This is a genomic window from Mycobacterium sp. NPDC003323 (assembly GCF_053589535.1).
In genome coordinates this window covers 401,804-412,233 of the sequence record NZ_JBSFSB010000003.1, presented here as the reverse complement: position 1 = coordinate 412,233, position 10,430 = coordinate 401,804, and the positions used below count along the sequence as shown (strand labels likewise).

Sequence of the window (10,430 nt, the reverse complement as noted above, 5' to 3'; positions counted from 1 at the left end):
GAACCCCGGCTGCGCGGGTTTGGCCGAGATCGGCCCCTACCCGATCGGACGGTTTCTGCGATCCGGACGGCGGGTAGTGCCGCGAAGTCATTGTGACGCGGGCCACGCCGGGCCACGGTGGTGTCCACGGGGTGTTCCCACCCGTCCGATACCGCGAGGAGGCGTTCGATGGCCATTGAGCTGAACCAGATTTGGGACTTTCCGATCAAGGAGTTCCACCCCTTCCCCCGCGCCCTGATGGGGGTGGGCGCCCACGACATCATCGGTGTGGAAGCCAAGAACCTGGGTTTCAAGCGCACCCTGCTGATGACCACCGGTCTGCGCGGGTCGGGCATCATCGAGGAACTCACCGGCAAGATCGAGTACCAGGGCGTCGAGGTCGTGCTCTACGACAAGGTGGAGTCCAACCCCAAGGACTACAACGTCATGGAGGCCGCCGCGCTGTACCAGCAGGAGAAATGCGACAGCATCATCTCCATCGGCGGTGGCTCCAGCCATGACGCCGCCAAGGGCGCACGCGTCGTGATCGCCCACGACGGCCGCAACATCAACGAGTTCGAGGGCTTCGCCAAGTCCACCAACAAGGAGAATCCGCCGCACATCGCCGTGTCCACCACGGCGGGAACGGGTTCGGAGACCTCGTGGGCCTACGTCATCACCGACACCTCCGATATGGATCATCCGCACAAGTGGGTCGGCTTCGACGAGGCGACCATCGTCACCCTGGCCATCGACGACCCGCTGCTGTACTACACCTGCCCGCAGCACTTCACCGCCTACTGCGGTTTCGACGTCCTGGCCCACGGCAGTGAGCCGTTCGTGTCCAGGCTGGACTTCGCGCCGTCGCTCGGAAATGCCTTGTACTCGGTGGAACTGGTCGCCAAGAACCTGCGCGAGGCGGTTTTCGAGCCGCGCAACCTGAAGGCCCGCGAAGGCATGATGAACGCGCAGTACATCGCCGGTCAGGCCTTCAACTCCGGCGGCCTGGGCATCGTGCACTCGATCAGCCATGCGGTCAGCGCGTTCTTCGACAGCCACCACGGGCTCAACAACGCGATCGCGCTGCCCCGCGTGTGGGAGTACAACCTGCCCGCACGCTATGAGCGCTATGCACAGCTGGCCACCGCCATGGGGGTGGACACCCGCAACATGACCACCGTGCAGGCCGCCGACGCCGCCGTCGAGGCCGCCATCCGGCTGTCCCAGGACGTCGGTATCCCGGATAACTTCAGCCAGGTCCGCACCGACTCCTACGACAAGAACCGGATGAACACCGGCAAGTACTCCGGGCGCGGTGAGCAGATTCTGGGTGACGACAAGACGGTGCTGGCCATCTCCGAGCACATTCAGGACGACTGGTGCACACCCGGCAACCCCCGCGAGGTCACCGTCGAGTCGATGATCCCGGTCGTCGGACACGCCATCAACTCGACCTATTGATCTGGTGCCACGGCAGGGGCACCCCCACCTCGGTCCGCCCCTGCCGTGCCACCCCATCCGGGAGGCTGCCGTGACCACCGCATCACTACCCACGCGTGAGAATCCGTCATCGTTGCGCACCGCAACCGAACTCGCCGACGCGTTACGCGCGCAGGACTATGTCATCGACGACGACCTGGCCACGGTGGTACACCTGGCCACGGCCTTGGACCGCCCCCTGCTGTTGGAGGGTCCGGCCGGTGTCGGCAAGACCGAACTGGCCAAGGCGCTGGCCGCGGCCGGCGACCGACGGTTGATCCGGCTGCAGTGCTACGAAGGTCTCGACGACAACCGCGTGCTCTACGAATGGGATTACGCCAAACAGTTGCTGCACGTCCAGATGGGTAACGGTGGTGATGTCTACGGCGAGGAATTCCTGTTGGTGCGGCCGCTGCTGGAGGCGGTGCTGTCCGAGCAACCGGTGGTGTTGCTGATCGACGAGGTGGACCGCACCGAGGAGGCCCTGGAGGCATTGCTGCTCGAGGTGCTCGCCGAACGTCAGGTGACTATCCCCGAGATCGGGACCTTCACCGCGCGCTCGGTACCGTGGGTTGTGTTGACCTCCAACGACACCCGGGAACTGTCGGCGGCGCTCAAGCGTCGTTGCCTGCACTACCATCTGGGATTCCCGACCCCGGAGCGGGAGCGGGAGATCGTCGGAGTCCGGGCCCCGCAGGTCGAGCCCGCCGTGGTGGCCGATGTCGTCGAGTTCGCGCGGACGCTGCGGGAACTGCCGTTGCGCAAGAGCCCGTCGATCTCCGAGGTGATCGACGCGGCACGCGCGGCAGCGCTGCTGGGCCATGTCGGTGCTGATCGCACGCTGCTGTCGGCCCTGGTGAAGTTCACCGGTGATCGCGATATCGCATTGCGTCATCTCGACGAAAAACCCTCTGCTGCAGTACGGTCGGAGAGTCCGGAGCGGGTGACGGTGGCGTCGAGACCGGCCAACACGACCACCTCGGCATTCCGGGGCAGGGGCGGCAGGAAGTGACACCGTCGCAGATCCTCGACGTCGCCGCGGCGATGTTCGGGCAACTGCTGCGCCGCGCCGGGGTGGCGGCCTCACCGGCCGAGGTGATCGAGGTGCGTCGGGTGCTTGGCCTGCTCGGCGCCGCGGACAGGACCGCCCTGCGGGCGGCGCTGCGCGCGACCTGCGCCAAATACGGCCGGGAGCAACGAGGTTTCGACCGGGCCTTCGACGCCATGTTCGGCGCCGTCGTGGTCGGACACCACGATCAGGTGGCGGGCCCGAGCCGTGCACACACCGGCTCGGGCCTGCCCGACCACCTCGACATCGACGAGGATGCCGAGATCGGGCGGTACGCCGAATACAACGAGCGCGCCGCCGAGGTCGGCGATCACTTCGATACCCCGGAGGCGAACAAGGGTTTCAACCCGCACAAGGACGACGACGACTTCAGCGTGACCGGCGCCGATGACCAGTTGTCGGTATCGGCCGAGGCCGATGGTGGTCGGCGGGGAATGCGCTATACCGTCGAGGTGGATCGGGCGGCTTCGGTGATGGCCGGTCAGCTCGCCGATTCGGTGACGCCCGTGGTCGCGGGAACGTTGAGCTTCGATGACCCCGATTCGATCCTGGCCTGGCTGGACGCCTACGACCCGGCACACACCTACGGCAGCGACGCCGGTGAGCCGCTGACCGCCGAGCAACTCCAGCAGCTGACCGATGCGGTCGAGGGGTTCGTCGCGGCGCTGGCGCAGCGCAGCGGCCTGTCCGCCGAGTCGGACGACCCCGACCCCGCCGGGGAGGTCGGGTTGGGCACCGATATCGACCTGGCCTGCCACGAGGTGCTGCGTCGTATGCGGGGTGCGCCGCGCCCGCGGCCACGCGAACGAGGACGAGGGCGGCTGGACATGCGCCGAACGGTGCGGTCCAGTATGCGCACCAACGGCGTGCCGTTTCATCTGATCACCAAGACCCCGCTGCCCGACCGGGTTCGGCTGCTGGTGATCGCCGACGTCTCCCTGTCGGTCCGCCCCGTCACGGCGTTCACGCTGCGGTTGGCCCAGGCGATGCACCGGCGGGCCCATCGCTGCCGGGTGATGGCCTTCGTGGACCGGCCCGTGGACGTCACCGAGATCCTGGTGCGGGCCGGCGGCGACGACGCGCTGGCCGCGGTGCTGGCAGAGGGACAACTCGATCTGCAGGCGAGCAGCGATTACGGGCAGGTGTTCGACGAGATGCTGCGCGGACAGGCCGATGCACTGGACTCACGCACCGCCGTGCTGATCGTCGGTGACGGGCGCAGTGGTGGGCTGCCGTCCGGGGTGGATCGGTTGCGCGCGCTGCGCCGCCGGGTGCACCGGATGGCCTGGGTGACCCCGGAACCGCAGCGCTACTGGCGGCAGGCGACCTGTGCGATGCCTGACTACGCTGCGGTGTGCGACCACGTCGTGGTGGCCAGTGATGCCGAGCAGTTGACCGCCCGTGCCGGCGAACTCGCGCACGCGCTGAGCTGACCTGCCACCTACCCGATCGGGTAGGTGATGACCTGCCCACCTGCAGATTGGTCGCGGCCGGTCGACCACGTAGGCTGGCGGTGTTAGGTGGATCACACAGCAGGGAGTGTGCGCGGTGACAGCGCAGGCGGAGATGACGGGACCGGCCAACCAGGTGCCGACCCGGCTGCTGAAATTCCATGCGCCCGAGATCGTGTTCGGCATCGATTCGATGGCCGAAGCGGCGCACGCCGCCCTGCGGCTGGGCGGCATGCGTCCGCTGCTGGTCACCGATCCCGGCCTGATCGAGGCCGGGTGGGTCGACGAACTCGTCGGCCACCTGCGCGCCCAGGGCGTCGGGGCCCATGTGTGGAGTGCGCTGACCCCCAACCCCAAGGATCACGAGATCACGGCCGGACACGAGTTCTACCGGTCGAACGGCTGTGACGTGTTGATCGCCCTCGGCGGCGGATCGGTCATCGATGCCGCCAAGGGCATCGCCATCCTGTCGGCCAACGGCGGTGACATCCTGGAATACGCCGGCGTCGACAAGGCGACCATGCCGATCCCGCCGCTGGTGGTGTTGCCGTCGACGTCGGGAACCGGCGCCGACGTCTCGCAGTTCTGCATCGTCACCGACACCACCCGCAACACCAAGGTCACCATCCTGGGCCGGGCGCTGGTCCCCGATATCACCGTCATCGACCCACGCCTACTGACCACCATGCCTGAATGGTTGAACGCCGCAACGGGTCTGGATGCGCTGACGCACGGGATCGAGGCCTTCGTGTCCCTGGGGCACAATCAGCTCACCGACCATCACGCGTTGCGATCGGTGGTGATGGTGACCGAAAACCTGGTCACCACCATCGAACAGCCCAAAGAGATGGGTGCCCGGGTGTTGATGGCGCAGGCGGCGCTGGAGGCCGGGCTGGCATTCACCAACGCCATCCTCGGTGCCGCGCATGCGATGAGCCACCAGGTCGGCGGGTTGCTCGACCTGCCACACGGGGTGATCAACGGCGTGTTGCTACCCCATGTGGTGCGGTTCAACGCCGAGGCGGACCCGGCGCCGTTCGCGACGATCGCGACCTGTCTGGGCATCGCCGACAAGCGGGCCCCCGAGCTGGAATCCGCTCTCGCCCTTGCCGACCGTCTGCAGGAACTGGCTCGTCAGGTCGGGGTACCGCGAGGGTTGTCCGAACTCGGTGTGCGCGAAGAGGATGTGGCGGTGCTGGCGCACAATGCGATGGCCGACGCGTGCATCACCACCAACCCGCGGGCCGCGGACGAGGCGCAACTGCGGGCACTGTTCCGGTCCGCGCTATGAAGGCGCAGCCGCTGCGGCGGCCGGCGCCCGATCTGGAGCGGCTCACCGGGGTGCGCTCCGGTAAGCCGACGTTCTATCCCGAGTTCCGGGTCGCCGCGCAGCGCACCGAACGGGTGATCGCGGCGCTGGACGCCATCTCACGGGCGCTGGTGCAGACCGTCAACGGCCCGGAGAAGCTGGTGCGGGCCGTCGCCGAGGCGGCGCGCGTACACCTCGGGGCGGACTGGGTGCTGCTGGCACTGGCCGACGGTGCGCTGCCCGAGGCGCGGCCACGCCACCTCATCCTCGATGCGAACGGGCACGCGTACTCCTTCGAGGGACTGTCGGGAGCCAAGCATCCGGTGCCCCACCTTCCGGACGCAGTCCTCAACCGGCTCAACGACATTCTGCGTGGTCAGCTCGCGCAGTTCCGGTTACCGGTCATCGAGCCGCACCACGCGCATGTGCCGATCGAACTCGACGGCGGAGTGATCGGTGCGTTCGCCGCGTGGACGCCCAACCACCGGACGCTCGACGGCACCGACGAGACGGTGATGCGCATCCTGTCCAGCCAGACCGCGGTCGCGCTGCACAACTGTGAACTGTTCCAACGTTCACAGGCGCTGCTGGCCCAGTCCGAGGCCCGCAACGCCGAGCTGCTGGCCACCCAGCGCGAACTCGGCGCGGCACAGCGGCATCAGGTGCTCGACAACGAGCGCCACCGCATCGCCCGCGAACTGCACGACAGCGTGACCCAGACGGTGCTGTCGGCCGGGATGCAGATCGAGGTGTGCCGCAGTGAGATCGGATCCCGAGGTGGCTCCGATGACCTGGTCGAACGGCTCGACATCGCCAAGACCCTGACCCGGTCGGCCACCGAGCAGCTGCGCTCGGCGATCTACGCGCTGAACCATCCCGAGGATGCCGGCCGCTCCACGCTGCCGGAGCTGCTGCAACAGCTGGCCACCGTGCACATGCCCGAGGACCTACGGGTCGTGCTGAAGGTGGAGGGCCCGGTGGCCGAATTGCCCAGTGCCACCGAGCATGCGCTGCTGCGGGTGGCCGGCGAGGCGCTGTTCAACACGGCCATGCACGGAGGCGCCACCCGCGCCATCGTGCGCCTGCGCTACCGCACCGACGCCGTGGCCCTTTCCATCTCGGACGACGGTGTCGGTGATCCGGAGAAGCTGCGCCTGATGCTGCGGATGGCCGACGCGGCCGATGTCGACGGCCACCATCGGGGGTTGGCCAACATGCTGGCCCGGTGCCGCGAACACGGCGGATCCTTTGCCGTGCAACGGTCCCGCATCGGTGGTGTCCGCGTGGTCGCCACCATTCCCCGGGAAGGGAGCCTTCGATGACGTTGACACGGGTGATCCGGCTGGCGCTGGTCGACGACCACGCCATCCTGCGCCAGGGGCTGAGGTCGCTGCTGGAGCGTGAGGACGATCTGATCGTCGTCGGGGAGGCCTCCTCCGAACCGGAGGCCGAGGCCATGGTGAACGCGGTGCATCCCGACGTCGTGCTGCTGGACCTCAAACTCTCGGCGGGATCGGATTTCGAGGGACTGTCGCTGTGCAGCAAGCTTTCCGCGGCTCACCCGGACCTGGGCCTGCTGGTGCTCACCACCTTCCTCGACGAGGATCTGGTGGTACGCGCGGTGCACGCCGGTGCCCGCGGCTACGTCGTCAAGGACGTCGACACCACCGAACTGGTCCGGGCCATCCGGGCGATATCGGTCGGCGACAGCGCCTTCGATTCCCGCAGTGCGGCGGCGGTGGTGCGTTCACTCAACGGTCGGAGCGAGCCGCGAGAACAACTCACCGACCGCGAGATCGAGGTGTTGCGCCTGCTCGCCACGGGTCTGTCCAACGCCAAGATCGGTGAGACGCTGTTCATCTCGGCCACCACCGCGAAGTTCCACGTCAGCAACATCATGCGCAAACTCGAGGTCAGTCGCCGCGCCGAGGCGGTGTACGCGGCGAGCAAGCGCGGGCTGATCTAGGGCCGGTCCAGCACCAGCCAACCGCCGTGATGCTCGAAGGTCCTGGCGCGCAGGCCCGAATGCCGTGCGGCGAGATCCTGCAGGGCCGCGGTGTCGAAACGGCGCACGTGTCCGTAACACGCCTGGGGTTCGTCCTCATAGGGCACCGCCACGACGACCCGTCGCCGGGCCAGTCGCATTGCCTCGTCGAGCACGGCCGCACCCGCGTCGGGCGGCAGGTGTTCCAACAGGTGCAGCGCCGTCACCGTGTCGGCAACCCTGTCCGGCAACGGAACCCGGGCGGCGTCACATACCAGTGTGTGCACCGGTCGGTCCAGCACCGGGCCGACGCGGTCGAGCAGGCCCATGGTGGGCGCACTCAGATCGGTGGCGGTCACCTGGTATCCGAACCGGCGCATGCGCAGCGGGAAGAAGCCGAAGCAGGATCCCAGGTCGAGGATGCGATCACCGGTGACCAGTTCACCGGCGCGCTGGTGAACGGGCGAGAACTCGGCGCGGCCGGACTCCAGGGCGTGCAGTGAGTTCCGGTAGAAGCGGACCCAGGCGTCCAGGCCGCCCGGCACGGTCGAGCGCACGATTCCGGTGAACACCGACTCGAAGTCGGCCTGACCGTGCAGTACTCCGCTGCGGCCGAGTTGGTCGGTGAGCAGCACGGCAAGCCCATCGGACAGTTCCTCGGGCGTCAGATCGTGCTCGACGGTCAGCATGTCACCGTCGCGGTGGACGCAGAACCGTGACATGCAGATCATCGGAGGATGTGCGATATGCGGCCCGCGGCGCCGCCGTACCCGCACACCGTTGCCGTTCCATGAGTCGGCGGGCGCAGGTGCCAGAGGATCCACCCGCGCGGGTCCGAGCAGGGTAACCGTCATGCTGGACAACGCTATTCGTCATCTCGCCGGCTCCGCCCGGGTCGACCGGGCGGAATTGACTACCCGATCGGCCAGTTGTCACGCGCTGGGTGTCTCCCAGGTGTGCACGGGTGCGTTGGTGTGCATGGACTCGCAGTACAGTCGCAGCATCTCGGCCAGTGCGGCCGGACGTGGCAGACCACGTTCCTGCAGGGCGTGCACCGTGGCAGTCTGCCATACCGCGCCGTTGCGACCGCTCTTGGCGCGACCCTCGATGACACCCAGGAAACGGTCCCGCACATCGGCGGCGACGCCCCAGCGGCGCAGCCCCTCGTGGGCGAGCGGCAACAGTTCCCGCAGGACCAGTTCGTCCGGTGTCACCTCGCCCAGGCCGGGCCAGTACAGCCGGGCGTCCATTCCGCGGCGGGCGGCAGCGAAAAAATTGTGTTGTGCCGCGGCAAAACTCATCTTCGTCCACAGCGGCCGGTCCTCGTCGGTGAGTGCGCGCAGTGTCCCGTAGTAGAACGCGGAGTTGGCCAGCATGTCGATCACGGTGGGACCGGCCGGCAGCACCCGGTTCTCGACTCGCAGGTGCGGTCGACCGTCGACCACGTCGTACACCGGGCGGTTCCAGCGGTAGATGGTGCCGTTGTGCAATCGGAGTTCGGCCAGCGCCGGGGTGCGTCCGGCGGCCAGTTCGGCCACCGGGTCCTCGTCGGACAGTTCGGGCAGCAGCGCCGGAAAGTACCGCACGTTCTCCTCGAACAGATCGAAGATCGAGGTGATCCACCGCTCGCCGAACCACACCCGCGGGCGGACGCCCTGGGTTTTGAGCTCGTCGGCACGGGTATCGGTGGCCTGGCCGAAGAGTTCGATGCGGGTCTCGGCCCACAGTTCGTGGCCGAAGAAGTACGGCGAGTTGGCGCCGACCGCCAACTGCGGTCCGGCCAGCACCTGGGCGGCATTCCAGTTCTTGGCGAAGTCGGCCGGGGACACCTGCAGATGCAGTTGCATGCTGGTGCACGCGGATTCGGGAGCGATATCGGCCGATTGCAGGCACAGCCGTTCGGGGCCGGTGATGTCGATGTCGATGTCCTCACCTCGGGCGGTGAAGATGGAATCGTTGAGCGCCTGGTACCGGGTCGAGTCACTCATCCAGTCCGACTGCAGATGTTCGGGCAGCAGCGTCGGCAGGATGCCGATCATGACGATATGGGCGCCATGGGCATTGGCCTTGGCCTCGGCCGCGTTCAGGCTGGCCCGGACCTCGGCTTCCAGATCCAGGGCGGACTGACCGGGCAGCGGCCGTGGCGGCACATTGAATTCGATGTTGTAGGCGCCCAGTTCCGTCTGATAGGCCGGGTCGGCGATGGCGGCGAGCACCTCGCGGTTACGCAACGCGGGTTGGTAATCGTCGTCGACCAGGTTGCACTCGATCTCCATCCCGGTCAGCGGGCGGTCGAATTCGAAACTGGACTGCGACAGCATCGTCTCGAATACGTCCAGGCACAGCTGGACCTTGCGCCGGTACTCGCGGCGCTGTGCGCGGCTGAACTCCGTACGGGAAACCTCTTCGCCCACAGCGTCGAGACTAGCGTCGGGTGACCACCGCGACCTGCGGACCGAACAGACTGCTGCGCAACTCGATGTCGACGCCGGCGTGGTCGGCCAATGCGCGCAGGGCCGACGGGCTGTAGCTGCGCAACGAACTGATGAGACCGTCGTGCACGAACGGGATGAACGGCGCCAACGGCAGCATGCCGGCCAATCGCAGCATGTGCAGCGGCGCCGGCGGCCGGGGTAGGTCGATGATCAGGAGCTTGCCGGCCACCCGGGTGCCCTCGGCCAGGACCGCCGCGGCCGCGGCCGGGGGAAGATGGTGAAAGGACATCGCGAAAACCGCCAGCGCGAACTGCTGTTCGGCGGCGTCGATGGCGGTGGCGTCCATGGGACGCACCAGTGCGCGCGGGTGCTCGCCCAGCGGGCCGGCGAGCATCGCGGCCACGGAGTCGGCCTCGATGTCGGTCACCGTGACATGGGCACTCGGATGGGATTCGAGCAGCTTCGCCGACAGTGCGCCGTGTCCGGCGCCGAGTTCGAGGATCCGTGGATCGGGGACTTCGGCGACTTCTTCGAGTGCGATGTGGGCGAATTGTTCGTGGTGGCCGAACACCCGCCCGGTCCAGTCCAACGCGTCGACCACGCTGCGCTTGACCGCCGAATCGACATCACTGCGGTCCAGAAACTCGGTGCGGTCGGTCCACAGCAGCCGGTCCAGACACGATGCTTCGGGACCACCGCGCGGCATGCTGTTGATCTCGGACAT

Annotated in this window: 9 protein-coding genes; 6 read left to right on the top strand and 3 right to left on the bottom strand. The window is 67.6% G+C overall.

The genetic code is table 11. The features are described 5' to 3' along the window. The first annotated feature begins 168 nt into the window (after positions 1-168). From mdo to ACWDUN_RS11575, 6 genes are all read left to right on the top strand, one after another. The gene (gene mdo / locus ACWDUN_RS11600) at positions 169-1,440 is read left to right on the top strand and encodes an NDMA-dependent methanol dehydrogenase (RefSeq protein ID WP_449928587.1); all 1,272 of its coding nucleotides are present in this window, start codon (positions 169-171) and stop codon (positions 1,438-1,440) included. Between the two features lie 70 nt (positions 1,441-1,510). Continuing rightward, positions 1,511-2,470: an AAA family ATPase gene (locus tag ACWDUN_RS11595; RefSeq protein WP_449928585.1), complete on the top strand. Its 960-nt coding sequence runs from the start codon at positions 1,511-1,513 to the stop codon at positions 2,468-2,470. Next, positions 2,467-3,960, top strand: coding sequence for a MadC family VWA domain-containing protein (gene madC, locus ACWDUN_RS11590; RefSeq protein WP_449928583.1), 1,494 nt, complete (start codon positions 2,467-2,469; stop codon positions 3,958-3,960). Before ACWDUN_RS11595 ends, madC begins: the two co-directional genes overlap by 4 nt. Positions 3,961-4,093: 133 nt before the next feature. Further along, positions 4,094-5,269, top strand: a complete 1,176-nt coding sequence (locus ACWDUN_RS11585) for an iron-containing alcohol dehydrogenase (RefSeq protein ID WP_449928834.1) — start codon at positions 4,094-4,096, stop codon at positions 5,267-5,269. After that, positions 5,266-6,609 carry a MadS family sensor histidine kinase gene (locus ACWDUN_RS11580; protein WP_449928581.1) on the top strand — a complete coding sequence of 448 codons (1,344 nt, stop codon included), beginning with the start codon at positions 5,266-5,268 and terminating at the stop codon, positions 6,607-6,609. The genes ACWDUN_RS11585 and ACWDUN_RS11580 overlap by 4 nt, the downstream gene beginning before the upstream one ends. Beyond that, entirely contained in the window at positions 6,606-7,253 is a 648-nt protein-coding gene (locus ACWDUN_RS11575; protein WP_449928579.1) for a MadR family response regulator transcription factor, read from the top strand. Before ACWDUN_RS11580 ends, ACWDUN_RS11575 begins: the two co-directional genes overlap by 4 nt. Here the strand turns inward: ACWDUN_RS11575 and mftM are convergent. The 3 genes from mftM to ACWDUN_RS11560 all read right to left on the bottom strand — a co-directional run bounded on the left by mftM (position 7,250) and on the right by ACWDUN_RS11560 (position 10,430). Further along, complete coding sequence (gene mftM, locus ACWDUN_RS11570) at positions 7,250-8,125, bottom strand: mycofactocin oligosaccharide methyltransferase MftM (protein ID WP_449928577.1); 876 nt, start codon at positions 8,123-8,125, stop codon at positions 7,250-7,252. The genes ACWDUN_RS11575 and mftM overlap by 4 nt on opposite strands. Before the next feature lie 78 nt (positions 8,126-8,203). Then, positions 8,204-9,685 carry a glutamate--cysteine ligase gene (locus tag ACWDUN_RS11565; RefSeq protein ID WP_449928575.1) on the bottom strand — a complete coding sequence of 494 codons (1,482 nt, stop codon included), beginning with the start codon at positions 9,683-9,685 and terminating at the stop codon, positions 8,204-8,206. Between the two features lie 10 nt (positions 9,686-9,695). After that, positions 9,696-10,430, bottom strand: coding sequence for a class I SAM-dependent methyltransferase (locus ACWDUN_RS11560; protein WP_449928573.1), 735 nt, complete (start codon positions 10,428-10,430; stop codon positions 9,696-9,698).

Bases quoted from the DNA above. Each gene is read 5' to 3' on its own strand.
- mdo (WP_449928587.1), top strand. From the start codon at position 169: ATGGCCATTGAGCTGAACCAGATTTGGGACTTTCCGATCAAGGAGTTC.
- ACWDUN_RS11580 (WP_449928581.1), top strand. From the start codon at position 5,266: ATGAAGGCGCAGCCGCTGCGGCGGCCGGCGCCCGATCTGGAGCGGCTC.
- ACWDUN_RS11560 (WP_449928573.1), bottom strand. From the start codon at position 10,430: ATGTCCGAGATCAACAGCATGCCGCGCGGTGGTCCCGAAGCATCGTGT.
- ACWDUN_RS11585 (WP_449928834.1), top strand. From the start codon at position 4,094: ATGACGGGACCGGCCAACCAGGTGCCGACCCGGCTGCTGAAATTCCAT.
- mftM (WP_449928577.1), bottom strand. From the start codon at position 8,125: ATGACGGTTACCCTGCTCGGACCCGCGCGGGTGGATCCTCTGGCACCT.
- ACWDUN_RS11575 (WP_449928579.1), top strand. From the start codon at position 6,606: ATGACGTTGACACGGGTGATCCGGCTGGCGCTGGTCGACGACCACGCC.